At 70.8% G+C, this 25,977-nt stretch carries 13 protein-coding genes and 1 pseudogene; all 14 read left to right on the top strand.

Annotated features, from left to right (window positions below; all coding sequences use genetic code 11):
- Nucleotides 1-12 precede the first annotated feature (12 nt).
- Nucleotides 13-3,576, top strand: a complete 3,564-nt coding sequence (locus ABZW18_RS29135; protein ID WP_356193115.1) for a type I polyketide synthase — start codon at nucleotides 13-15, stop codon at nucleotides 3,574-3,576.
- Nucleotides 3,577-3,595: 19 nt separating this feature from the next.
- Nucleotides 3,596-4,936: pseudogene (locus ABZW18_RS29130) on the top strand (beta-ketoacyl synthase N-terminal-like domain-containing protein); the annotation flags it as partial.
- Between the two features lie 43 nt (nucleotides 4,937-4,979).
- Nucleotides 4,980-5,495, top strand: a complete 516-nt coding sequence (locus tag ABZW18_RS29125) for a flavin reductase family protein (RefSeq protein ID WP_356193113.1) — start codon at nucleotides 4,980-4,982, stop codon at nucleotides 5,493-5,495.
- A gap of 73 nt (nucleotides 5,496-5,568) precedes the next feature.
- A complete protein-coding gene (locus tag ABZW18_RS29120; RefSeq protein ID WP_356193111.1) occupies nucleotides 5,569-6,828 on the top strand; it encodes an LLM class flavin-dependent oxidoreductase in 1,260 nt (419 codons plus the stop codon).
- Nucleotides 6,829-7,292: 464 nt separating this feature from the next.
- Entirely contained in the window at nucleotides 7,293-8,084 is a 792-nt protein-coding gene (locus ABZW18_RS29115; RefSeq protein ID WP_356193108.1) for an alpha/beta fold hydrolase, read from the top strand.
- Entirely contained in the window at nucleotides 8,081-9,769 is a 1,689-nt protein-coding gene (locus tag ABZW18_RS29110) for an MFS transporter (protein WP_356193105.1), read from the top strand. Before ABZW18_RS29115 ends, ABZW18_RS29110 begins: the two co-directional genes overlap by 4 nt.
- A gap of 115 nt (nucleotides 9,770-9,884) precedes the next feature.
- Nucleotides 9,885-10,670 carry an ABC transporter ATP-binding protein gene (locus ABZW18_RS29105; protein WP_356193103.1) on the top strand — a complete coding sequence of 262 codons (786 nt, stop codon included), beginning with the start codon at nucleotides 9,885-9,887 and terminating at the stop codon, nucleotides 10,668-10,670.
- Nucleotides 10,670-13,210: an FtsX-like permease family protein gene (locus ABZW18_RS29100; protein ID WP_356193101.1), complete on the top strand. Its 2,541-nt coding sequence runs from the start codon at nucleotides 10,670-10,672 to the stop codon at nucleotides 13,208-13,210. The genes ABZW18_RS29105 and ABZW18_RS29100 overlap by 1 nt, the downstream gene beginning before the upstream one ends.
- Before the next feature lie 195 nt (nucleotides 13,211-13,405).
- The gene (locus tag ABZW18_RS29095; protein WP_356193098.1) at nucleotides 13,406-14,632 is read left to right on the top strand and encodes a cytochrome P450; all 1,227 of its coding nucleotides are present in this window, start codon (nucleotides 13,406-13,408) and stop codon (nucleotides 14,630-14,632) included.
- 26 nt (nucleotides 14,633-14,658) lie between these two features.
- The gene (locus ABZW18_RS29090) at nucleotides 14,659-15,849 is read left to right on the top strand and encodes a DUF993 family protein (protein ID WP_356193095.1); all 1,191 of its coding nucleotides are present in this window, start codon (nucleotides 14,659-14,661) and stop codon (nucleotides 15,847-15,849) included.
- A gap of 40 nt (nucleotides 15,850-15,889) precedes the next feature.
- On the top strand, nucleotides 15,890-17,287 hold the full coding sequence (locus ABZW18_RS29085; protein WP_356193093.1) for an FAD-dependent oxidoreductase: 1,398 nt from the start codon (nucleotides 15,890-15,892) through the stop codon (nucleotides 17,285-17,287).
- Between the two features lie 18 nt (nucleotides 17,288-17,305).
- Nucleotides 17,306-17,512: a ferredoxin gene (locus ABZW18_RS29080; protein ID WP_356193090.1), complete on the top strand. Its 207-nt coding sequence runs from the start codon at nucleotides 17,306-17,308 to the stop codon at nucleotides 17,510-17,512.
- Between the two features lie 190 nt (nucleotides 17,513-17,702).
- Nucleotides 17,703-24,902 (top strand): SDR family NAD(P)-dependent oxidoreductase, encoded by a 7,200-nt coding sequence (locus ABZW18_RS29075; RefSeq protein WP_356193088.1) that lies wholly within the window; start codon nucleotides 17,703-17,705, stop codon nucleotides 24,900-24,902.
- 6 nt (nucleotides 24,903-24,908) lie between these two features.
- Nucleotides 24,909-25,977 (top strand): beta-ketoacyl synthase N-terminal-like domain-containing protein (locus tag ABZW18_RS29070; protein WP_356193085.1); only part of this gene is annotated, 1,069 nt, incomplete at its 3' end.

Below are 25,977 nucleotides of genomic sequence, written 5' to 3'. Positions count from 1 at the left end.
GAGGCGTTTCCGGTGTTTGCGGAGGCGTTTGATGGGGTGTTGGGGGAGTTGGAGTCGGGGCTGGGGGAGGTGGTGTGGGGCGGGGATGCGGAGTTGTTGAATCGGACTGGGTTCGCGCAGCCTGCGTTGTTCGCCTTTGAGGTGGCGCTGTTTCGGTTGGTGGAGTCCTGGGGTGTTCGGCCCGATTTTGTGGCGGGGCATTCGGTTGGTGAGATCGCGGCGGCGCATGTGGCGGGGGTGTTGTCGTTGGCGGATGCGGCGAGGCTGGTCACGGCGCGTGGCCGGTTGATGGATGCGCTGCCTGGAGGCGGCGCGATGGTGGCGGTGGAGGCTTCCGAGGAGGAGGTGCTGCCGCTGTTGTCGGATGCGGTGAGCATCGCTGCGGTGAATGGGCCGATGTCCGTGGTGGTCTCCGGTGCCGAGACCGAAGTCCTGGCCATCCAGGAGCACTTCGAGGGTGAGGGCCGTAGGGCGACCCGGCTGAAGGTGTCGCATGCGTTCCATTCGCCGCTGATGGAGCCGATGCTCGCCGAATTCCGCCGCATCGCCGAGACGCTGACCCACCACGAGCCGTCCATACCGGTGGTCTCGAATGTGAGCGGTGCCCTCGCGACGGAACTGCACTCGCCCGAATACTGGGTGCGGCACGTGCGCGCGGCGGTTCGCTTCGCAGACGGCATTCGCCATCTGCACACCCAGGGCGTCACCCGCTTCCTGGAACTGGGCCCCGACGGCGTCCTGACCGCGATGGCGGAGGCCTGCCTCGGCGGCGCGGCGTCCGGCGCCCTGCTGGTCGCCACACAGCGCAAGAGCCGTTCGGAGACCGATGCCCTGCTCACGGCGGTCTCCCGACTGCACATCGCGGGCACCCCTGTCGATTGGCCCGCGTACTATGCCGGGTCCGGCGCCCGCCGGATTGAACTCCCCACGTACGCCTTCGAGAAGCGTCACTTCTGGCTGGAGGCGCCGCCGGCCGTCGCCGGCGACGTGAGCGGGCACGGGCAGCTCGGCACCGGGCACCCTCTGCTCAGCGCCACCGTCGAACTCCCGGACGGCGCGGGCGCGATCCTCACGGGCCGGCTGTCCACGGTGACCCAGCCGTGGCTCGCCGACCACGAGGTGCTGGGCCGGGTGCTGTTCCCCGGCACAGGGTTCGTGGAGCTGGCGGTGCGGGCCGGCGGCGAGGTCGGTTGTGATCGGCTGGAGGAGCTGACGCTGGAGGCTCCGCTGGAGCTTCCGACGCAGGGCGCGGTGGCGGTGCAGGTCGTCGTCGGTGCCGCGGACGCCTCCAACGCGCGGCCGGTGACCGTGCACTCGCGACCGGAGGGCGGCGCGCGGGAGTGGACGCGGCACGCTTCCGGTGTCCTCGCCCCCGAATCCCCCGGCGACCCCTTCGACCTGGCCCAGTGGCCGCCGGCCGGAGCGGACGAGATCCCGGTGGACGGCGCCTACGAGCGGCTGAAGGGCCGGGGCTACGGCTACGGCCGGGTGTTCCAGGGCCTGAAGGCGGCCTGGCGCCGGGGCGACGAGGTGTTCGCCGAGGTGGCGCTGCCCGAGGAGGCGCGCGGGGAGGCGGACCGCTACGGCATCCACCCCGCCCTCCTCGACGCGGTCAGCCATGCCGACCTGCTCGACGACGCCGACAGCACGGTCCTGCCCTTCGTGTGGACCGGGGTGACCCTGCACGCGGCGGGCCCCGCCGAACTCCGGGTCCAGCTGCGCCGGCTACCTGGCTCGGAGACCACGGAACTACGGCTGGCGGACGTCGCCGGGCGGCCGGTCGCCACCGTCGAGTCCCTCGTCTCCCGTGCTGCCGCGCCGAACGGCACGGGCGGTGCACTGCTGCGGATCGGCTGGCTGACGGGTCCGCAGCCGGCCGCCCGCACCGGTCTGCCGACCCCCGTGGCCGAGGTCCTGGACGGCGACGGTCCTGTGCCGGAACAGGCCCTGCTGTGGGTCGAGTCGGGCGCGGACGACACCGCATCGAGCGTGCGTCGCGTCACGGGCTCGGTCCTGCGTACGGTCCAGTCCTGGCTGGATGACCGCCGGACGGCCGACTCCACACTGGTCGTGGTGACGCGTAGCGCGGTGGTGACCGGACCGGACGAGCCGGTCGATGTGGTGCAGGCGCCGGTGTGGGGTCTGGTGCGGGCGGCGCAGGCCGAACACCCGGGCCGGATCGTGCTGGTCGACCTGGACGGCCGCGAGGAGTCGGCAGCGCTGGTGACGGCAGCCGCGAGCACCGGCGAGACGGAAGTGGCCCTGCGCGAAGGCCGGGTGCTGGTACCGCGCCTGGTACGGGCGGAGGCCGTCGCCGCGGAGGCCTCCCCGTGGAGCGCTCATGGCACGGTCCTGATCACCGGCGGTACGGGTGGTCTCGGCGCCCTCGTCGGCCGGCACCTGGTGGCCGAGCACGGCGTGCGCAACCTCCTGCTTGCCGGCCGCCGCGGCATCGAAGCGCCCGGCGCGGCCGAACTCCGTGAGGAGCTCGTCGGCTTGGGCGCCGAAGTCACCATCGTCGCCTGCGACGTCGGCGACCGTGCCGCACTCGCCGAGCTGCTGGCGGACGTACCCCGCGAGCACCCGTTGACAGGTGTGGTGCACGCGGCCGGCATCGTCGATGACGGTCTGATCTCCTCGCTCACCCAGGAGCGGTTCGATGCCGTGCTGCGGCCGAAGGCGGACGCGGCCTGGCATCTGCATGAACTGACCCGCGACCTCGGTCTGACCGCATTCGTACTCTTCTCCTCCACCACCGGCTTCCTCGACAACGCGGGTCAGGCCAACTACGCGGCGGCCAATGTCTTCCTGGACGCCCTGGCCCACCACCGCCGCGCCCAGGGGCTGCCTGCCACATCGCTCGCCTGGCACCTGTGGGCGGGTGACGGTATGGGCGCGCGGCTCGATTCCGCTGTGTTCGAGCGACAGGAGAAGCTCGGTACGCCGGCGATCTCGCCGGAAGACGGCCTGGCCCTCCTCGATGCCGCTCTCACGCGTGACGCGGCGGCGCTGGTTCCGCTGCGGCTCGACGTGGCGGCAGCAGCAGTATCCGGCGATGTGCCGGCACTGCTACGCGAGTTGGTGACTGCCGACTCCGGCCCCCGGGGCGGCCGGGTGGCCCATACCGCCGTCGAGGCGCGGCCCGAGGCCGGGGAGGCGGGGCCGGTCGAGGACTCCATGCTGGACGCGCGGCTCGCCGGGCTGCCGGAGGACGAACAGCTGCGGGTGCTGCTGGACCTCGTACGGACCCACGTCGCGGCTGTACGCCACGACGACCCGTCCGCGATCGACGTCAACCGGGGTTTCACTGAAATGGGCCTCGACTCGCTGGCAGCGATCGAGCTGCGCAACCTGCTCGGCGAGACCACCGGACTGCGGCTGCCCGCAACGATGATGTTCGACTACCCCAACCCCGGGGTGCTCGCCCGCCATCTGCTGGAGGAGCTCGTCCCGGAGAGCGAGCGCGGAACGGCCGCGCAGCCCCAGGAGGACGCGGCCGGACAGGCCGGCAGGTTCAAGGACATGGCCATCGACGATCTGGTGCGGACGGCTCTGGCCGCCGACACCACGGACTGATCCGGAGACTGGACGCACCATGGAAGTTGAGCGGATCGTCGAGGCGCTCCGTACGTCACTGACGGACAACGAACGCCTCAAGAAGGAGAACGCGCGCCTCACCGCCGCCGCCACGGAACCCGTCGCGATCGTCGGTATGGCCTGCCGCTTCGCCGGCGGTGTCAACTCCCCCGACGACCTGTGGCAGCTGCTGCGGGACGGACGCGACGGAGTGACCCGCTTCCCCACCGACCGCGGCTGGGACATCGAGGGGCTCTACGACCCGGAGCACGGCGCCCCGGGCAAGAGCATCACCCGCGAGGGTGCCTTCATCCACGACGCGGCGGACTTCGACGCCGACCTGTTCGGCATTTCGCCGCGCGAAGCGCTGGAGATGGACCCCCAGCAGCGGCTGCTTCTGGAGACCGCCTGGGAGACCTTCGAGAACGCCAGGGTCGACCCGTTGTCCGTGAAGGGTTCGCGGACCGGGGTCTTCACCGGCCTGATGTATCACGAGTACGAGGGGGCCAGCACCGGCGGCAGCCTGGTCAGCGGCCGGGTCGCCTTCACGCTGGGCCTGGAGGGCCCGGCGGTGACCGTCGACACCGCATGCTCGTCCTCACTCGTTGCCCTGCATCTGGCCATGCAGGCGCTGCGCCAGGGTGAGTGCACCCTCGCACTGGCGGGCGGGGCGACCGTCATGGCCTCGCCGGAGACCTTTCAGTACTTCACCAAGCAGAAGGGGCTCTCGCCCGACGGACGCTGCCGGTCGTTCGCGGCCGCAGCGGATGGCACCGGTTGGGGCGAGGGTTCGGGCCTGCTCCTGCTGGAGCGGCTGTCGGACGCGCAGCGCAACGGGCGGCGGATCCTCGCCGTCGTCCGCGGGTCGGCGCTCAATCAGGACGGCGCGTCGAGCGGGCTGACCGTGCCCAACGGGCCCGCGCAGCAACGCGTCATCCGGCAGGCACTGGCTGGGGCGGGCCTGGGTACCGGTGAAGTCGATGCCGTGGACGCCCATGGCACGGCGACCAGGCTCGGCGACCCGATCGAGGCGCAGGCGCTTCTTGCGACGTACGGACAGGACCGGCCCGAGGACCGCCCCCTGTGGCTCGGCTCCGTCAAGTCCAACCTCGGGCACACCCAGGCCGCCGCCGGTGTCGCCTCCGTCATCAAGATGGTGCAGGCAATCCGGCACGGCATACTGCCCCGCACCCTGCACGTGGACGAACCGACGCCCAAGGCGGATTGGTCCGCGGGCCACGTCCGGCTGCTGATCGAGGAACAGCCCTGGCCCGACACGGGCCGGCCGCGCCGCGCGGGGGTCTCCTCCTTCGGCATCAGTGGCACCAACGCGCACGTCATCATCGAACAGGCCCCGGCTGCCCCCGAGGGCACCGAGGCGTGAGGTCAGGGATGAGGGTCCAATGACAACTCCAGCGAATTCCGCGGCCGTGGAGGACCGGATATCGCCGGAGGAATTCCGGCGGGTGCTCGGCCACTTCTGCAGTGGGCTCACCATCGTCGCGGGAATGTCCGCCGGTGAACCTGTCGGTTTTACCTGCCAGTCATTTTCCTCACTCTCCCTGGAACCGCCGCTCGTGACCTTCTCCGTGGCCCGGACGTCCACGAGCTGGCCACGGATTCGATCGGCCGGTGCCTTCTGCGTCAATATTCTGGCCGCCGACCAGGAACCGCTCTGCAGGGCCTTTGCGGTGAGCGGCGCCGACAAGTTCGCGGGCGTGGCGTGGACACCGGGACCCGCCACCGGGTCACCGGTGATCCCAGGCACGCTCGCCTGGATCGACTGCGCCATCGAGGCCGTCCACCCCGGCGGCGACCACCAGATCGTCGTCGGCCGGGTCCGCGCCCTGAAGACCGCGGCCACCGGCATCGGCCCGCTGCTGTTCTACCGCGCCGCGTTCCACAGGCCTGCGGCCTGACCTGGCGTCATGCCGCCCCGATCACCCGTTTTGCCCCGTCTCGCCCACCTGGCACTCACTGGAGGACCCACTCATGCAATTTGGCTTGATCTACCACCACCAGCTCCCGCGCCCCTGGGCCGAGGACAGCGAGGAGCGCCTCTACAACGAGTCCCTGGAGCAGATCGAACTCGCCGACCGGCTGGGCTTCGACTACGCCTGGGCCACCGAGCACCATTTCCTGGAGGAGTACTCGCACTCCGCCGCCCCTGAGGTGTTCCTTGCCGCTGCGGCCGCGCGCACCAGCAACATCCGCCTGGCCCACGGCATCGTCTCGCTGCCGCCGGCCGTCAACCACCCGGTCAGGGTCGCCGAACGCCTTGCGACGCTGGACCTCATCTCTGGCGGCCGCGTCGATTTCGGCACCGGAGCCGGCAGTTCGCAGCTGGAGCTGGAGGCCTTCGGCGTCGACCGTGACACCAAGAAGGACGAGTGGCGGGAGGCCCTGGAGGTCGTCACCCGGCTGCTGACCGAGACGCCGTTCACCGGCCACCAGGGTACGTATGTGAACGTGCCGCCGCGCAATGTGGTGCCCAAGCCGAAGCAGAAGCCGCACCCGCCGCTGTGGATGGCCTGCAGCGCACGGACCACGATCGAGACCGCGGCCCGGCACGGCATCGGTGCGCTCTCCTTCTCCTTCGTTTCGCCCGAGGAGGCCAAGGAGTGGGTGGACACCTACTACCGAATCATCGAGTCCGACGCGTGCGTGCCGATCGGCAAGACCGTCAACCCCAACTTCTCGGTGGTGCTGCCCTTCCTGTGCCACCAGGACGAGGAGACAGCACTCGACCGCGGCCTGGACGGTGCCCACTTCTTCTCGTACTCCCTGATGCACTACTACATCTCCGGGCAGCACCGTCCGGGCACCACCGATGTGTGGCAGGAGTTCCTCAAGAACCGTGAGTCCGTCGGGCTCACCCGGGAGCCCGTGAAACCGGCCGCGGACGAGGAACCCTCCCCGGAGGCCAAGGCGATGATGGCGCAGATCACCTCGCTGCGCCGGGGCATCGGCACCCCCGAGCAGATCACCGACCTGGTGCGCCGCTACGAGGCCGCGGGCGTGGATCAGATCATCTTCTCCGTGCAGATCGGCAAGAACCGGCACGAGCACATCTGCGAGTCCCTCGAACTGTTCGCCTCCGAGGTGCTGCCCCACTTCGCCGATCGCCGCGACGAGGTCGACACCGCCAAGCAGGACCGGCTCGCGGTCGCCGTCAAGGAAGCCCTGACCAGGGTGAGGACCAACACGGCCGACGTGTCCGACTACGTGATCTCGCCCGAGCTGGGTGCCTGACGGCACACGTGAGGAATGAGCGGCCGGTGTCCTGCGCGACCGAGCACAGGGCACCGGCCAGTTCACGCGCGTCCCCTTTTCCAGCAGGAACTTCCGGGCGCCGATCAGAAGGTCCTCTCGCTGCCCCATGGGTGTGCCCCTGCCTTTCGTCATACGGCGTCTGGTGGCCACTACCTGCACGGCAGCAATTGCGCCGTCGCGCCCGACGATTCACTTCCAGCCACTCTGGAATACTTGATTGTTCAGGTGTGCGCCCAGCGAGGCATGCCGATTTAGGGGGCCTTCGGGGGCGTTGTAGGGGCCGTGCGGGTGGCTGTGCGGCGCCGGGCGAGTTTGACTGAGCCATGGGCCCGACGTCGATGGGCAGTGAGAAATTCCAACGCTATCGCTCTGATGGCCTGAATTCATTCATGAATCGCCCGTTGCGCGCGGACGGTTCCCTATGGAAGGGATGTCGAGGGGACATGGCAGGAGTGCCTTCAGACACTGGCGCCTGGGTCCGGCGCTTTCATCCGGCGCCGGATGCTCCGACCCGACTTGTCTGCTTCCCGCACGCAGGCGGCTCGGCTTCGTACTTCTTCCCGGTCTCCCAGGAGTTGTCACCGGCGATGGACGTACTGGCCGTGCAGTATCCAGGGCGGCAGGACCGGCGGAGCGAACCGTGCATCGACGACATAGGCCGGCTCGCCGACGCGCTGCTGCCCGAACTGCTCCGCTGGGCAGACCGGCCGCTGGTCCTCTTCGGGCACAGCATGGGGGCATCGCTCGGCTTCGAGGTGGCGCGGAAGCTGGAGGAGCGCGGCACCCGGCTGCTGGGTCTGTTCGCGTCCGGCCGCCGGGCGCCGTCGCGGTTCCGCGACGAGCGGGTGCATCTGCGTACGGACGATCAACTCATCGCCGATATCACCCGATTGAACGGTACCGACAGCACAGTGCTCGGTGACCCGGAGATCGTACGCATGATCCTCCCGGCCGTCCGTAGCGACTACAAGGCTGCCGAGTCCTACCGTTTCCAGGGCGGCCCGAAGCTGGCCTGTCCCATTCTCGCCCTCACCGGCGACGCGGACCCGCAGGTCACCCTCGACGAGGCCAGGGCCTGGCGCGAGCACACCGACGGCACCTTCGAACTGAAGGTCTTCCCCGGCGGTCACTTCTACCTCAACTCCCAGGCGGCGCAGGTGCTCGACGCCATCCGCAGCCATGTCGCCGAGGCGGCACGGGAGGTCAGCATCGACCACAAGGGAGCCGTCGCATGACTGCCATCGGGACCGGGACCGCCACGGGTCCGCGCGCCGGACGCAAGGAGTGGCTGGCGCTCGGCGTCCTCGTACTGCCGCTGTTGCTCACCTCCATGGACATGACGGTGCTGTACTTCGCGGTGCCGTCCATCGCAGCGCACCTCGAGCCCAGCAGCACCCAGCAGCTGTGGATGATCGACATCTACGCCTTCGTCCTGTCCGGCATGCTCATCACGATGGGGAACGTCGGCGATCTCATCGGCCGCAGGCGCCTGCTGATGATCGGCGCGAGCCTCTTCGGCGCGGCGTCCGTGCTCGCGGCGTACGCGAACAGCGCCGAGATGCTGATCCTCGCCCGCGCGCTCCAGGGTCTCGGCGGCGCGACCCTGATGCCGTCCACGCTGTCCCTGGTCAGCAACATGTTCCGGGACGAGCAGCAGCGCCGTACGGCCATCTCCGTGTGGGCGATCGGCAACTCCGCGGGCGCCGCGATCGGTCCCGTCATCAGCGGCAGCTTGCTGAACAACTTCTGGTGGGGCTCGATCTTCCTCATCAACATCCCCGTGCTGGTGGTCATGCTGATCCTGGTGCCGCTGCTGGTACCGGAATTCCGGCGGCCGAGGGCCGAGGTGGGCCGCTTCGACGTACTCAGCGCGCTGCTGTCGTTGGTCGGAGTGCTCTCGGTCATCTGGGGGCTGAAGGAGGTCGCCACCCAGGGACTCGAACTGCCTCGGGCCGCCGTCATGGTGTTCGGGATCGTCGTCCTCGGCGTGTTCCTGCGCCGGCAGACCAAGCTGACGCACCCGATGATCGACCCCAAGCTGTTCCGGCGGCGCGGCTTCAGTCCGGCGATCAGCCTCAGTCTGCTGTCCTTCGCGTGCCTGATCGGCTTCAGCGTCTTCACCACCCAGTACCTCATGGACGTCCTGAACATGCGGCCGCTGGAGGCGGCGCTGTGGACCATGCCGCCGCCGGCGCTGACCATGCTGCTGGCGCCGTTCGCCGTGGTCCTGGCCAAGCGGGTGCCGCCCGCCTACGTCATCGCTGGGGCGTTCGCCCTGGTCGGGGTGGGATTCCTGGTCATGACCCAGGTGACCGTCCAGCAGAACCTGCCGGTGGTCATCGGTGGTGCGACCGCCATCGGCGTCGGCGCCGCGATTGTCCTCACCCTGGTCACCGACCTGGTGGTGGCCGCGGCGCCACCCGAGCGAGCCGGGTCTGTATCGGCGCTCACCCAGACCTTCCAGGACTTCGGTGGCGCCCTGGGCATTGCCGTGTTCGGCAGTATCGGTGCAGCCGTCTACCGCGGAGCCATGGCGGACAGCAAGCCCGCCGGCGTACCGGCCGACGTTCTGGACCGCGCGCGGCAGACCCTGGGCGGAGCCGTGGAGGCAGCGGGACGGCTGCCGGAAGAGGCGGCACACGCCCTGCTGTCGGCCGCAGACGGAGCCTTCGTGGACGCCATGCGGGTCGCTGCCGTCTTCGGCACGGTCATCGCCCTCGCCACCGCAGCGTTCACCGTGTGGCGGCTGAGGCACGTACGCGACACCCCGCAGCAGAACGAGGCGCCGGAGGCGTCCGAGGGCGCCGAATCCACCGAAGGCGCAGGTCGGACCAAGGAGCCGGAGCGCCGGGCCGCCGTGGCCCTCCGGGAGCGGGAGGGCGTACCCACCCCTACCGCCACCTCGCAAGAGGGGGCCTAGCACCACCCGCTGCGGCGCCCTAAGCCCATTCCGAGCGAGATCGGCGCTTCCTAATCTCGAACACAGGACATTGCGCAGGTAGATGAACGAGAGTCAGGAAGCTGAGGAGAGACAAGTGGACACACTTGGCAACAGCGGAGTCACCGAGACTGTCCGTTTGGACTCCGTGAGGAAGGTCTACACGAGGGGCAGCACTTCGGTCGCCGCACTTGCGGGAGTGTCCCTTGGATTCCAGAAGGGGACCTTCACCGCCGTGATGGGTCCTTCCGGCTCCGGCAAGAGCACTCTGCTGCACTGCGCGGCCGGTCTCGACGAGCCGACGTCCGGGTCGGTGACCATCGACGGGACCAGCCTCAAGGGCAAGAGCGAGACCGAGCTGACCCTGCTCCGCCGGGAGCGGATCGGCTTCATCTTCCAGGCGTTCAACCTGATGTCCGCGCTGACCGTGATGCAGAACATCGTGCTGCCCCTCCAGCTCGCCGGGCGCAAGCCCAACAAGAACCTGGTGAAGCAGGTCATCCAGAGCGTCGGCCTCGCCGACCGCGCCAACCACCGGCCCGGCGAGCTGTCCGGTGGCCAGCAGCAGCGCGTCGCCATCGCGCGGGCCCTGGTCAGCCGGCCGGCGGTGATCTTCGCGGACGAGCCGACAGGTTCGCTGGACACAGCCACCGCGCGCGAGGTGCTGTCGCTGCTCGCGGGCTCCGTCCACCAGAGCGGGCAGACCATCGTCATGGTCACCCACGACCCGGTCGCCGCGTCCTACGCCGACCGTGTCGTCTTCCTCGCCGACGGCCAGCTCGCCACGGAGATGTACAACCCGTCCGCGGCCGCTGTCGCGGAGCAGATGACTCACCTCGGTGACGCTGTCGCCGCTCGGTCCAAGGTCGTTGGGGGCGTGTGATGTTCAAGCTCTCACTGCGCACCGTGCGCTTCCGCTGGCGCGGCCTCGCGGCGACGTTCGTCGCGATGTTCCTCGCCGGAGCGATCATGACCGCCGCCGGTGCCATGATGGAAACCGGTCTGCGGGCCGTACTTCCGGCGCAGCGGCTGGACGCCGCGCCGGTCCTGGTGGCCGGCAACGGCGAGTACGAGGAGGCCGGCAGCCCCGTAGCACACCTCAGCGAACGCGTCCGCGTCGACGCCTCGCTCGCCGGCAAGCTTCAGTCGCTGCCCGGCGTCGAGAAGGCGGTCGCAGACCGGTCCTTCGCCGCCGCGGCACTCAAGGGCGGCAAGCCGGTCGGCGAGGAGGAGAAGTCCTTCGGCCACGGCTGGGACTCCGCCGCGCTCATGCCGTACGAGCTCACCGACGGCAAGGCGCCGACCGCGGCCGGCGAGGTGGTCCTGGACTCGGACGTCGCCAAGGAGGCAGGCGTCAAGGCCGGCGGCACCATCGACGTCGCGCTGCGGGGCCAGACCCAGAAGTTCACCGTCACGGGTGTCGCGCGGCCGACCACCGAGGCCGTGGAGTCCAGTCTCTTCTTCTCCGCCGCCGACGCCGAGAAGTTCGCCCCGGCCCCCGGCAAGGCCGACGCCATCGGCCTGCTGACCAAGCCGGGCACGGACCTCACGGCGCTGGAGCAGCAGGTCGACAAGGCAATCGCGGGCAGCGGCGCGGTCACTCTCACCGGTGACGAGCGCGGCAAGGCCGAGTACGCCGACGTCGACATGACCGACCTCATCGTCATCGCCGCCCTGCTGGGCGCCCTCGCCCTCATGGTCGGCATCCTCGGTGTCGCCTCGACACTGTCGCTCTCCTTCCAGCAGCGACACAAGGAAATGGCGCTGCTGCGGGCCATCGGTAGCACGCCGAAGCAGCTGCGGCGCATGATCGTCGGCGAGACCATCAGCATCTCGGTCCTCGCCACCGCGCTCGCGGCCTTCCCCGGCCTGCTCGCCGGCAAGTGGCTCTTCGACCAGCTGACGGCCACCGGCATCGCACCCGAGGGCTTCGTCTTCTACCGCGGCTGGCTGCCGACCGCCGTCGCCATGGTGGTGGCCCTGATCGCCTCGGGTGTCGCCGCCATCGTCGCCGGCCGCCGCTCGACGCTGACCAAGCCGGCCGAGGCACTCGCCGAGGAGGCCGGCGACACGTACCGCCTGGGCAAGGTGCGCCCGATCATCGCGATCATCTGCTTCCTGCTCTGCGGGAACCTCTGGTTCGTCGCGCTGAACGTGGTCACCGGACCGCTGATCGCCAGCCCGTCCACCTTCGCGTCGATCTTCTTCGCGGTGGGGCTCGCGCTGCTCGGCCCGACCATCGCCAAGGGCCTGACTGCGGTGCTCTCCCCGCTGCTGCGCGCGATCTCCGGACTCTCCGGCTACCTCGCTGCGCTCAACACCCGGGCCAGAGCGGTCCGGATGGCCGCCGTCATCACCCCCGTCATGCTGCTGACCGGCATCGCCACCGCCAACCTCTACCTGATCTCCACCGAGAGCAGCGTCAAGAGCGTCTACACCGAGAACCTCGCCAGTGACGCCGTGCTCAGGGGAGGCCCCGACGGCCTCACCCCCGGCGCCCTGGAGAAGGTCAGGGCGCTGCCCGAGGTCGGCGCGGCCTCGGAGTTCGTGGCCAGCACGGGCTTCATCGAGTCCCCCAAGGACCCGTGGGGCAACAAGGACCTCGAGGGCTGGCAGCTGCTCGGCTACACGCCGGACGCGGCTGCCCGGGTCGGGGCCGCCGAGGAGGTCGAGGGCAGGCTCTCCGACCTCAAGGGCAACTCCGTCGCCATCGCTGAGAAGTTCTCCAAGGAGCTGAAGGCGGGCGTCGGTGACACCCTGACCGTACGCTTCGGCGACGGTGGCACAGAGAAGTTGAACATCGTCGCACTCGTCAAGGCCAAGCCCAGCTTTGAGACGATCATGATGTCGGCGGACACGCTCGCCCGGCACACCCGGGGCTCGCTGCCCAGCCACATCGTTGTCGCCCCCAAGGCGGGCACCGACGACACGCGGCTCGCCGCGGCGCTCGGCACGGTCTCCAAGGGGCTCGCCGGCACCGAGGTCGTCGACCGCGACCGGCTCACCGACGCCTTCGCCCACCACCTCGGCGCGCAGGCACTGGTCAGCTACCTCATGATCGGCACGCTGCTCGGCTACATCACCATCTCGGTGATGAACACCCTGTGGCTGGCGATCCGCGGCCGGACCCGTGAGTTCGGACTCCAGCGGCTCACCGGCGCCACCCGAGTCCAGGTGATGCGGATGATGGCCTTCGAGGGCGGCATGACCGCCGGGATCGGCGTCTTCCTCGGCACGCTCGTCGCCCCGATGACGCTGATCCCCTTCAGCCTCGCCCGGGCCGACTCCCTCACCCCGACCGGACCGATCTGGATGTACCTCGCGACGATCGGCTTCGCGTCCCTGCTGACCATCGGCGCGACGCTGGTGCCGACCTGGCAAGCGCTGAAGGTACGGCCCATGGAGGCGGCGCTGCCGGCCTAGCGCCCCACGCAGGCCACGTCCGCGGAACAAACAAGCCACATCCGAGAAACCGGTTCAGCGTCCGTCCACCCCCGGGGCGGGCGCTGAACCATTGCCGTGCCCGCCCCGGCAACTCTCCGAGCGCTTCTCGCCGGTGGCCGAATTAGGGGTCAATTAGGGGGAGAGCATAGCTTGTTGGCGGCCTAGCCTGATTCCATGACTGACACCGCCAGCGCGGAATCAACCGCCGCTCTTCCGTCCTTTCCGATGGAGCGGAAGTGCCCCTACAGCCCGCCGCCCGCTTATGCGGAAATGCGCGCCCACAATCCCGTGACAAAAGTGAAACTGGCGCTCTCGGGTCGCGAGGTGTGGGTCGTCACCCGGCAGGAGGACGTCCGCCGGGTCCTGACCTCCTCGGAGATGAGCTCCAGCGTCAAACTCCCCGGGTACCCGCTGCAGTTCCCCGTTCCCGACGAGGTGCTCCAGACCATGGAGCTCCCGCTGGTGGCGATGGACCCGCCGGACCACACCGTGCGCCGGCGCGCGATCATCCCCGAGCTCACCGTCAAGCGGATGCAGGCCCTGCGCCCCCGCATCCAGGAGATCGTCGACGAGCACATCGACGCGATGCTCGCCCAGGGCGGTCCGGTCGACCTGGTCGAGGCACTCGCCATCCCCGTGCCGTCGCTGCTGTTCTGCGAGCTGATGGGGGTCCCGCACCAGGACACCACCACCTTCCGGGCCTTCGCCGAGAAGACGGTCAAGAGCGATGTGTCACCCGAGGAAGTGGCCGCCGCCACGGCCGAGATGGACGCCTACCTCGACAAGCTGGTGGCGGAGAAGACCGAGAACGGCAGCGACGACCTGCTGGGCCGGATCATCGAGCGCAACCGCGAGGAGCGCACGCTGGAGCACGGCGACATCGTCGCCCTCGGCCGGATGCTGCTCTTCGGCGGTTTCGACACCATCACCAACATGATCGCGCTGGGCACCGCGACCCTGCTGGGCCACCCCGAGCAGCTCGCCGAGGTCAAGGCCGATCCCTCGCTCACCGCAGGGGCCATCGAGGAGCTGCTGCGGTACCTGAGCATCGCCGACTCCGCCACCGGCCGGGTCGCGCTCGAGGACATCGAGATCGGCGGCGTGCTGATCCGCGCGGGCGAGGGCATCATCGCGCTCAACGGCTCGGCCAACCGGGACAACACGGTGTTCGAGGACCCCGACACCTTCGACATCCACCGCGAGATCAAGCTGCACTCGGCGTTCGGCCACGGCAACCACCAGTGCCCTGGTGCCTCGCTGGTGAGGGTCGAGCTGGAGATCGTCTTCAACACCCTCTTCGCCCGCATCCCCGGTCTGCGCCTCGCCGTCCCTGAGGACGAGCTCAAGTTCAAGAGCCACACCCTCATCCACGGCATGCACTCCCTGCCCGTCACCTGGTGACCCAGGCCCACCGACAAGAGGTCCCCGTGATCAAGATCCCCGAGCCCGACGGCACCCTGACGGCGTATCAGCCATCCGGTGAGCCCCGCTCCTTCACACCTGACAGCACCGCCTTCTCCGGCCGCTCCGTGCTCGCCCCTGCCCATGTCGTCGGCGACCCGCTCGCCCCCAACGAGCCGTTCGGCCCACCGCTCGGCCCGCCTCCGCCGCAGTCGCTCGACTGGGACGCCACCCTCGCCTTCCGCCGCCATCTCTGGGCGCACGGCTTCACCGTCGCCGAGGCTCTGGACACCGCCCACCGCGGCGCGGGCCTGGACTGGGGCACCGCGGCCGAACTGATCCGCCGCTCCGGTGCCGAGGCCCGCGCGGTCGGCGGCCGGCTCGCGGCCGCCGTATGGACCGACCAGCTCGACCCGTTCGCGGAGCACAGCATCGACGACGTCAAGAAGTCGTATCTCGAGCAGCTGGAGGTCGTCGAGGAGGCCGGCGCCACCGCGATCATCCAGGCCAGCGCCGCCCTCGCCCAGGCCGCCCGCACGCCCGAGGAGTACGCGGGCGTGTACGCGACCCTCCTGGAGCAGACCAGCCGCCCCGCCGTTCTGCACTGGCTGCTGCCCGAGTGGGTGCCGAGCCACACCGGCTACTGGGGCCACGCCGGGGCGGAGGAGGCCACCCAGGCCTTCATCGACCTGATCGCCGCCCACCGGGACCGGATAGACGGCGTCAAGGTCGCTCCGCTGAGCGCCGAAGCCGAGGTCGCGCTGCGCCGCCGGCTGCCCGAGGGCGTGCGCTTCTACACAGGCGACTACGACACGTACACCGATCTGATCGCCGGCGACGAGCAGGGTCACAGCGACGCCCTCTCGCCCGTCTTCGACCTCATCGCGCCCGTGGCCGCCGAGGCGTTCCGCACCCTGGACCGGGGTGACGAGCAGGGCTTCCGGGCCCGGCTGGACGCCACGCTCGAACTGTCCGGGCACGTCTTCGAGGGCCCGGGCCGCAGCACGCTGTTCTTCAAGACCGGTCTGGTCTTCCTGGCCTGGCTGGCGGGACACGCCGACCACTTCCGGATGGTGTGGGCCGAGCAGGGCGCCCGCTCCGTACCGCACCTCGCCAAGGCATACCGGCTCGCGGACGAGCTGGGTCTCTTCGCCGACCCCGCACTCGCCGAGCACCGCATCAAGCAGTTCCTCGCCGTCTCCGGCGTCGAGCAGTGACCCGCTCACCCATGTCCAGTCCAAAGGAGGACTTCAGACCATGACCAGTGCCGTGGTGCTCGGCGGCGGCATGGCCGGAATGCTCGCGGCGGCGGCACTCACCCGCCGTGCCGGACGCGTCACCGTCATCGAGAGCGACCGGTTCCCCGACGGCCCCGCCCCCCGCAAGGGCCTGCCGCAGGGCTACCACAACCACATGCTCATGAGTGGGGGCGCCAAGGCCCTGGACGACCTGCTCCCGGGCACCACCGAGGGGCTGCTCGCGGCCGGCGCCAAGCGCCGCGGCATGCCCGGCGACCTGCTCACCCTCTCCGCCGAGGGCTGGTATCGGCGGCACCGTGGCGACGCGTACGTCATTGCCTGCAGCCGCGATCTGACCGACCATGTCGTCCGCCGCGGGACACTCGCCGACGAGAAGATCACCGCGATCGACTCGGCCAAGGTCACCGGCCTGGTCGGCGACCGCAGGCGCATCACCGGGGTCCGCATCGAGCGGGAGGGCGCCGGGGACGAGACCATCGGCGCCGACCTCGTCGTGGACGCCACCGGGCGCCGCTCCAGAACTCCCCGGTGGCTCGCCGAGTTGGGACTCCCCGAGGTCCTGGAGGAGCGGGTCGACGCCGGATTCGCCTACGCCAGCCGCCTCTACCAGGCACCCGAAGGCGCGCAGGAGGACTTCCCCGGTGTCCTCATCCAGGCGCGGTCCGGCACCGGGGAGCCGGGTCGCGGCGCCGCGCTGCTGCCCAACGAGGGCAACCGCTGGATCGTCGCGCTGATCGGTACCCGCGGCGGTCAGCCGCCCACCGACGAGGCCGGCTTCGAAGAGTTCGCCAGGTCCCTGCCCGATCCCGTCATCGCTGACCTGATGGCGGCCGCCACCCCCGCAGGCCCCATCCGCGCCTACCGAGGCATGCCCAACTGGCGCCGCCGCTACGAGAAGCTGCCGCTGCCCGAGGGCCTCGTCGTCATCGGCGACGCCGCCACCACCCTCAACCCGAACTACGCCACCGGCATGTCGATCGCCGCACTCGGCGCGCTGGCGCTGCGCACCGAAGCCGAACGCCACGGCATCACGCCCGGCCTCGGCCGCGGCGCTCAAAAGGCCATCGCCAAGGCCGCGGAGGGACCGTGGCAGATGGCCGTCGGCACCGACCAGTGGTTCCCCGGTGCCGAGCTGAACATCAAGCGCGCCCCCGAGCTGATGCGCCGCTTCACCGCCCGGTTCGCCCGCGTGACGACGGAGAACGCCGCGCTGTCCAACGCGTCGTTCAATGTGGCCGCACTGGAGGCTCCGCCCAGCAGCATGATGACCCTGCCGGCGCTGCTGACGGTGGCCCGCGGACCGCGCCGCGCGCCGCTCACCCGCGAGCAGGCCATGGCCCAGTACCCGGAGTTCGGGGACCTGCTGAAGGCGGCATCCGCCGCCGATGTCGCCTGACCCGGGCCGGAGGCCCCTATGCGTATCGATGTCGACCGTGAGCTGTGCGTCGGCTCGGGCATGTGTGTCCACGCGCTGCCCGACACCTTCGACCAGAGTGAGCAGGACGGCCGGGTCCTGCTCGTCCGCCCCGGTCCCGGCGTGCAGGCCGCGGCAGCGATCGAGGCCCTGCGGACAGTGGCCGAGTCCTGCCCGGTGGCCGCCATTTCCCTTGTCGAGTACTGACCGGAGGACTGGTGAGCGGACCGAGTAGGGGCCGGGAAGCCAAGTAAGGGGTTGGCCGGGAGAAGGGCCGCACCCAGGATTGTCATGCGTACTTTCCCTTTCCTGGTCGCCGTTTCGCTGCCGGTTCTCCGATCCCATTCGCGTCGCCAATTGTTCAAGTCATTCATGCCATTTCACGGGGGTGTTCTCGGTGAGCAGTGCGGAGTTGGTTCCCGTCATTCCGTGGTCCGTTTCCGGAAAGAGCGCGGAAGCGCTGCGCGCCCAGGCGGACCGACTGCGTCAGTACGTGGCCGAGCGCCCCGCATACCGGCCGGCGGACGTCGCCCTGTCGCTCGCCACCACGCGAGCCGCGCTCACCCACCGCGCGGTCGTCATCGGCCAGGACCGTGAGGCGCTGCTCACCGGGCTCGACGCGCTCGCCGAGGGCGGCACGACGGGCGACGAGGTGACCGTGATCACCGGCGCCGCGAGCAGCCCCCGCGTCGCCTTCGTCTTCCCCGGCCAGGGCTCGCAGTGGGCCGGCATGGCCGTGGAACTCCTCGACACGGCACCGGCGTTCGCCGAGCGGATGACGCAGTGCCGCGATGCGCTGGCCGCCTTCGTCGACTGGGACCTGCCGGCGGTCCTGCGACAGCAGCCGGACGCTCCCACCTTGGACGCGGTGGACGTCGTGCAGCCCGTGCTGTGGGCCGTCATGGTGTCCCTGGCCGAACTGTGGCGCTCCTACGGCGTCGAGCCGTCCGCGGTCGTCGGCCACTCGCAGGGCGAGATCGCCGCCGCGACCGTGGCCGGTGCGTTGTCGCTGGAGGACGGTGCGCGCGTCGTCGCCCTGCGCAGTCGGCTGATCGGGCGGGGGCTGGCGGGCAAGGGCGGCATGATGTCCGTACCGCTCCCCGCGGCGCAGCTGGAGGAGCGGCTGCGGCCCTGGGAAGGCAGGATGCAGCTGGCGGCCGTCAACGGCCCCGGCACCGCCGTGGTGTGCGGCGAGACCGCTGCGCTGGAGGAGTTCTACGAACGACTCACCGCGGAGGGCGTACGCGCCAAGAAGATCCCGGTGGACTACGCCTCCCACTCGCACTACGTCGAAGCCATCCGCGACGAACTCATCGACATCCTCGTGCCGGTCGCCCCGCGCACCAGCACCGTTGCCTTCTACTCGACCGTGACCGGCTCGGTGCTCGACACAGCCGCGCTCGACGCCGAGTACTGGTACACCAACCTCCGGCAGACCGTGCGTTTCGAGGACGCCACCCGCGCCCTCCTCGCCGACGGCCACTCCCTCTTCGTCGAATCCAGCCCGCACCCCATCCTCAAGATCGGTGTGAGCGAGTCCATCGAGGCCACCGGCAAGCCGGGCGCCCTCATCGGCTCGCTCCGCCGCGACAAGGGCGGCCTCGCCGAGTTCGCCGCGTCGCTGGCCGAGGCGCACGTGCGCGGGGTGTCCGTCGACTGGTCGCCGTTCTTCGTCTCCGGCCGCACCGTTGACCTGCCGACGTATGCCTTCCGCCGCACCCCCTACTGGCTGAACGTCCCCACCCCCGGCACGGAGATCCAGGGGGCCGGCCAACTTCCGCTCGACCACCCCCTGCTGGGGGCCACGGTCGAGGCCGCCGAGCTCGGCGGCCACCTCTTCACCAGCCGCATCTCGCAGCAGACCCACCCCTGGCTCGCCGACCACGAGGCGCTCGGTGCGGTGCTGCTGCCCGGCACCGCCTTCGTCGAACTGGCGATCCGCGCCGGGGACCAGGCAGGCTGCGATGTACTGGAAGACCTCACCCTCCACGCACCCCTCGTCCTGCCGGGGACCGGCGGCATCGACCTCCAGGTACGCGTCGGCGAGGCCGATGCCAGAGGCGCGCGGCCTGTCTCGGTCCACTCCCGCGGCCCGGTCGAGGGAGCCGCCTGGACCTGCCACGCCACGGGAACCCTCACCGACGGCGCTGCGGCACCCGCCTTCACTTTCGCGCAGTGGCCCCCGCAGGGCGCCGAACCGATCGGTCTGGACGGCGCGTACGAGCGGCTGCTGGGCCGCGGATACGCGTACGGCCCGGTCTTCCAAGGCCTCACGGCGGCCTGGCGGCGCGGTGACGAACTGTTCGCCGAGGTTTCCCTGGACGCCAGGGCGCACGCCGATGCCGTCCGCTTCGGTATCCACCCCGCGCTGCTGGACGCCGCACTCCACCCCGAACTGGCTGCCGACGACGAAGGCCGCGACACGGTACTGCCGTTCGCCTGGAACGACGTCGTCCTGCATGCCCGCGGCGCAACGGCGCTGCGGGTCCGCCTCGCCCCCGCGGGCCAGGACAGCACCACCATCCAGGCCGCCGACGAAACCGGCGCCCCCGTACTGAGCGTCGGCTCACTGGTCGCCCGGGCCGTCTCGCCGCAGCAGCTCGAAGCAGCGACAGGCGCGAAGGACGAGCGGCCGTACCACCTGCAGTGGGTGGCCGCTCAGCTCCCCGACAGCCCCCCGGACTCCGCGGGCCGCGTGGTCCTGGGCGACGGGCTCCCCGGCCTGTCCCTGCCGCGCGTGGCGGACATCGAGGAACTCCTCGGCGGGGACCTGCCGGAACTCGTACTGGCACCCCTCGCTGTCGACGCACCGGCCGGCGACGTGCCGCTGGGCGTACGCACGGCGGCGCACCGGGCCCTGGAGCTGCTGCGGACCTGGCTGCAGTCCGAGCGCCTGGCCGACTGCCGTCTCGTGTTCGTGACCCGGAACGCCGTCCCCGCGCAGGACCCGGATAGCACGGGGCAGCCGTACGGGACACCGGACGGCCAGGGCATCGATCTTGCGCTCGCCCCGGTCTCGGGCCTGGTGCGAGCCGCACAGGCGGAGAACCCCGGCCAGTTCGGACTCATCGACCTCGACGGCAGCGAGGAATCCCTGAGCGCGCTGGGCGGCGCGCTCGACTGCGGCGAGAGCGAACTTGCCCTGCGCGGCGGCAAGGCGTTGCTGCCCCGCCTGGCCCGTGCATCGGCGGACACGGACCGCCGCGCGGACGACGATCCCCCCGCAGACACCGACGACCTGCCGCGCCTCGACCCCGAAGGCACCGTCCTGGTCACCGGAGGCACCGGCGGCCTCGGCGCGATCACCGCGCGGCACCTGGTGGCCGAGCACGGCGTCCGGCACCTGTTGCTGACCAGCCGCCGCGGCGAGCGCGCGCCCGGCGTTGCCGAACTGTGCGCCGAACTCGAAGAGCTCGGCGCCCAGGTGACCGTCGCGGCCTGCGACGTCGCCGACCGCGGCGCACTCGCCGAGCTGCTGGCCGGAGTGCCCGACGAGCACCCGCTGACCGGTGTGGTGCACTCCGCCGGCATCCTCGACGACGGCGTCGTCGCGTCCCTCACCGCCGAGCGGATCGACGCGGTCCTGGCCCCCAAGGCGGATGCCGCCTGGCACCTGCACGAGCTCACCGCGGAGCACGACCTCGCGCTGTTCGTCCTGTACTCCTCCGCCGCCGGCACCCTGGGCGCGGGCGGCCAGGCGAACTACGCGACCGCCAACGTCTTCCTGGACGCGCTCGCCCACCACCGCCGGACCGCCGGGCTCCCCGCGACCTCTATGGCCTGGGGCCTGTGGGCGGCGGGCACCGGCATGACCGGACAGCTCGGCGAGGCCGACGTCGAGCGCCTCGCCCGCCAGGGCTTCCCCGCCATGTCGACGGAGGAGGGCCTGGGCCTGTTCGACGCCGCCCTGCGCGACCCCGCCCCGCTGCAGCTGCTCGTACGGCTCAACCTGCCCGCCCTGCGCGCTCAGGCCGTGGCAGGCCAGGCCCAGCCGGTCCTGCGCGGCCTGGTGCGGGTCCCGGCCCGGCAGACCGTCCGCGCCGGCGGGCCCGCCGCGGGCGGCACCCTCCAGGACCGGCTGGTACGGCTGCCGGCCGCCGACCAGGAGCGCTTCCTGCTGGATCTCGTACGCACCCAGGCGGCCGAAACGCTCGGCCACGCCTCACCGGACGCCGTGGCGCCCGACCGCGCCTTCAAGGAGCTCGGCTTCGACTCGCTGACCGCAGTCGAGATCCGCAACCGGCTGAGCGCCGAGACCGGGCTGCGGCTGCCCGCCACCCTGATCTTCGACCACCCCTCCGCGCGCGCCGTCGCGGCCCTTCTGAAGGAGCAGGCGCTCGGGGGCGCCAATGGCACCGCAGCACACACCCCGGGCGCCGCGCGGGCCGACGACGAGCCCATCGCGATCGTGGCGATGGCCTGTCGCTTCCCCGGGGGCGTCAACAGCCCCGAAGACCTGTGGCGGCTGCTGACCGAGGGGCGGGAGACGGTCTCGGAGTTCCCCACCGACCGAGGCTGGGACATCGAGCAGATCTACGACCCGGAGCCGGGCACGCCCGGCAAGACGTACACCACCTCCGGCGGATTCCTCCACGACGCGGCCGAGTTCGACGCCCACTTCTTCGGCATCAGCCCGAATGAGGCGCTGGGCATGGACCCGCAGCAGCGGCTGCTGTTGGAGACCTCCTGGGAGCTGCTGGAACGCGCCGGCATCGACCCCGGCACGCTCAAGGGCAGCCAGACCGGTGTCTTCACCGGCGCGATGTACCACGACTACGCCAACAGCAGCGCGACCGGCTCCATCGCATCGGGCCGCCTCTCCTACACCTACGGCTTCGAGGGGCCCGCGGTCACGGTGGACACGGCCTGCTCGTCGTCGCTGGTGGCGCTGCACTGGGCGATCCAGTCGCTGCGCTCGGGCGAGTGCAGCCTCGCACTGGCCGGCGGAGTTACCGTGATGGCCACCCCCGAGGTCCTGGTCGAGTTCGGCCTTCAGCAGGGTCTGTCGCGGGACGGCCGCTGCCGTTCCTTCGCCGAGTCCGCCGATGGCACCGGATTCTCCGAAGGCGTCGGACTCCTGCTGGTGGAGCGTCTGTCGGACGCGCGCCGCAACGGTCATCCGGTCCTCGCGACCGTCCGCGGGTCGGCCGTGAACCAGGACGGCGCGAGCAATGGCCTGTCGGCGCCCAACGGCCCCTCGCAGCAGCGGGTGATCCAACAGGCCTTGGCCAACGCGCGGTTGGGCCCGGCCGACGTGGATGCGGTCGAGGCCCACGGCACCGGCACGACGCTCGGAGACCCGATCGAGGCCCAGGCGCTGCTCGCGACGTACGGGCAGGACCGGGCGTCGGACGAGCCGCTGTGGCTGGGGTCGATCAAGTCCAACCTCGGTCACGCCCAGGCCGCCGCCGGTGTCGCGGGCATCATCAAGATGGTCGAGGCCATGCGCCATGGCGTCCTCCCCAAGTCGCTCCACGCGGACGAGCGGTCCAGCAAGGTCGAGTGGGGAGCTGGTGCGGTCGAGCTGCTGTCCGAGTCCCGTGCCTGGCCGGAGACCGGTCGGCCGCGGCGGGCCGGCGTTTCGTCCTTCGGGATCAGTGGCACCAACGCGCACGTCGTACTCGAACAGGCTCCGGCTGCCGAGCCGGAGCCCCGGGCGACCGCCGAGGCCGCGCCGCTGCCCTGGCTGCTCTCCGCCCGTACGGCGGGGGCCCTGCGCGCCCAGGTCCGCAGGCTCGCCGACCGGCTGCGGCAGGACCTGCGGCAGCCGCAGGACCCGCAGGAGCCGCGCGAGCAGCCCGTCGACGTGGCGTACTCGCTCGCCACCACCAGAGCACCCCTGGAGCGCCGCGCCGCGTTCACCGCCCTCGACGCCGAGCAGGCGATACGCGCCCTGGAGGCGCTCGCCGAGGGCGAGCTGCCGCCCGGTGCCGTACGCGAACGGGCCCGCTCCGGCGCCCCGACCGCCTTCCTCTTCACCGGGCAGGGGACCCAGCGCCTCGGGATGGGCCGCGAGCTGCACCGGGCGTTCCCCGTCTTCGCGCGCGCCTTCGACACCGCGCTCGCGGAACTCGACCAGCACCTCGACCGACCGCTGCAGGACGTGGTGTGGGGCGAGGACGCGGAGCTGCTGAACCGCACCGTGTACGCCCAGCCCGCGCTGTTCGCCTTCGAGGTGGCCCTGTTCCGGTTGGTGGAGTCCTGGGGCGTACGTCCCGACTTCGTGGCCGGCCACTCGATCGGCGAGATCGCCGCGGCCCGGATAGCGGATGTGCTGTCCCTCGCGGACGCGGCGAAGCTCGTCACGGCGCGCGGCCGGCTCATGGACGGTCTGCCCACGGGCGGCGCGATGGTGGCCGTACAGGCATCTGAGGAGGAGGTGCTGCCGCTTCTGTCCGGCGCGGTGAGCATCGCAGCGGTCAACGGCCCCGACTCCGTCGTGGTGTCCGGATCCGAAGCCGAAGTCCTGGCGATCAAGTCGCACTTCGAGGGAGAGGGCCGGAAGACGACCCGGCTGAAGGTCTCGCACGCGTTCCACTCGCCGCTGATGGAGCCGATGCTCGCCGAGTTCGAGGAGATCGCCTCCGGGTTGTCGTACGAGCCGCCGCGGATTCCCTTCGTCTCCACGCTCACCGGCGCGCCGATCACGGATGAGCTCGCAACCCCCCGCTACTGGGTGCGCCACGTCCGTGAGGCCGTCCGCTTCGCCGACGCCGTACGGGCCCTGGACGCCCTGCACGTCGACACCTACCTCGAACTGGGCCCCGACGCCGTCCTCAGTGGGACCGGTCCCGACAGCGTCACCACCCGGCAGGACGGCAGGGAGCCGGGGTTCGTCCCCGCCGTGCGTCGGGAACGCGACGAGGAGAGCACCGTCGTCACCGCGCTCACGCAGCTCCACGTCCGCGGAGTCGACGTGGACTGGCCCGCGTTCTTCGCTCGCCGCGACGCCCGCCGCGTGGCCCTCCCGACGTACGCCTTCCAGCGCAAGCCGTACTGGCTCACCGCCACCCCCGGCACGGTCCCGGTCCCCGTCCACGGGCAGGCGCGGGACGCCGATCCGGCCGAGGACGCCGACACCGCCCGCTGGCAGGCCATCGCGGCCCTCACCGGAGCCGAGCGGGAGCGCGCCGCGCTGGACTTCGTACGCCACCACGTCGCCGTAGTCCTCGGCTTCGAATCCGTGGACGAGGTCGAGCCGGACCGTGCCTTCCAGGAGCTCGGCTTCGACTCCGTCCTCGCCGTCGAACTGCGCAAGCGGCTGGCCGCGGCCACCGGCCTCGGCCTGCCGGCCACCCTCGTCTTCGACTACCCGGCAAGCCGGGCCGTCACCGAACTCCTGCTCGCCGGAATCGACCCGACGGGCGACGACCCGGCCCAGTGGGCGTTCGCCGAACTCGAACGCGTGGAGGCCGCCCTCCTCCTGGACGCGACGGACGGTGCGGCCGGGGCCCGGATCGCCGCCCGCATGGAGGCCGTGCTCCGCAGGTGGCGCGACAGCCGGGGCACTGCCCTGGCCGACGACACACCCGACGACTACGAGTCCGCGACGGACGACGAGCTGTTCCAGGCCCTGGACAACCTCGAGATTGGCTGATGGACGATGAGGAACGACGACAAGCTCCGCGACTACCTCAAACGTGCCACCACCGATCTGCAACAGACCCGGCGGCGACTGCGCGAGATCGAGGCCAAGGATCGCGAGCCGATCGCGATCGTGGCCATGGCCTGCCGTTACCCGGGTGGCGTCGACACACCGGAGAAGCTCTGGGACCTGGTGGCCGCCGGTGGCGATGCCATCACCGGCTTCCCCGACAACCGCGGCTGGGACCTGGCGAACCTCTACGACCCCGCCCCGGCCACCCCGGGCAAGACGTACAGCCGGGAGGGCGGATTCCTCCATGACGCGGGGGAGTTCGACGCCGACTTCTTCAAGATGAGCCCGCGGGAGGCAAGGGAGACCGACCCGCAGCAGCGGCTGCTCCTGGAGACCGCATGGGAGGCGCTGGAGCTGGGTGGCCTTGCCCCCACCTCACTCAAGGGTTCCAGGACCGGTGTCTTCGCCGGAGTCGCCTACCACGATTACGCCGCCAACGGCTACGGCCGCCTGGCCAGTGTCGTCTCCGGCCGCATCTCGTACACCCTCGGCCTCGAAGGCCCCGCGGTGACGGTGGACACGGCCTGCTCGTCGTCACTGGTCGCGCTGCATTTGGCGATCCAGTCGCTGCGGTCGGGCGAGTGCTCGCTCGCCCTGGCCGGCGGCGTCACCGTCATGACCACCCCCGACTCCTTCGTCGGCTTCAGCCAGGACCGCGGACTCGCCCCGGACGGCCGCTGCAAGTCCTTCGCGGCGGGTGCGGACGGCACGGGCTGGGCCGAGGGCGTGGGTGTGCTGCTGGTGGAGCGGCTGTCGGACGCGCACCGCAACGGTCATCCGGTCCTGGCCGTCGTACGGGGCTCCGCGGTGAACCAGGATGGCGCGAGCAATGGTCTGTCCGCGCCGAACGGCCCGGCACAGCAGCGGGTGATTCAGCAGGCCTTGGCGAATGCGCAGTTGACTCCGGTGGATGTGGATGCGGTCGAGGCGCATGGTACGGGTACGACGCTGGGTGATCCGATCGAGGCGCAGGCGTTGTTGGCGACGTATGGGCAGGGGCGTGCGGAGGACCGGC

Source organism: Streptomyces sp. NPDC004647, assembly GCF_040609575.1.
Classification (GTDB): Bacteria; Actinomycetota; Actinomycetes; order Streptomycetales; family Streptomycetaceae; genus Streptomyces.
Note: the sequence above shows the minus strand (reverse complement) of the source record. Positions and strands in the feature narration are given on the sequence as shown.

Bases quoted from the DNA above. Each gene is read 5' to 3' on its own strand.
- ABZW18_RS29100 (WP_356193101.1), top strand. From the start codon at position 10,670: ATGTTCAAGCTCTCACTGCGCACCGTGCGCTTCCGCTGGCGCGGCCTC.
- ABZW18_RS29110 (WP_356193105.1), top strand. From the start codon at position 8,081: ATGACTGCCATCGGGACCGGGACCGCCACGGGTCCGCGCGCCGGACGC.
- ABZW18_RS29085 (WP_356193093.1), top strand. From the start codon at position 15,890: ATGACCAGTGCCGTGGTGCTCGGCGGCGGCATGGCCGGAATGCTCGCG.
- ABZW18_RS29120 (WP_356193111.1), top strand. From the start codon at position 5,569: ATGCAATTTGGCTTGATCTACCACCACCAGCTCCCGCGCCCCTGGGCC.
- ABZW18_RS29080 (WP_356193090.1), top strand. From the start codon at position 17,306: ATGCGTATCGATGTCGACCGTGAGCTGTGCGTCGGCTCGGGCATGTGT.
- ABZW18_RS29125 (WP_356193113.1), top strand. From the start codon at position 4,980: ATGACAACTCCAGCGAATTCCGCGGCCGTGGAGGACCGGATATCGCCG.
- ABZW18_RS29115 (WP_356193108.1), top strand. From the start codon at position 7,293: ATGGCAGGAGTGCCTTCAGACACTGGCGCCTGGGTCCGGCGCTTTCAT.
- ABZW18_RS29095 (WP_356193098.1), top strand. From the start codon at position 13,406: ATGACTGACACCGCCAGCGCGGAATCAACCGCCGCTCTTCCGTCCTTT.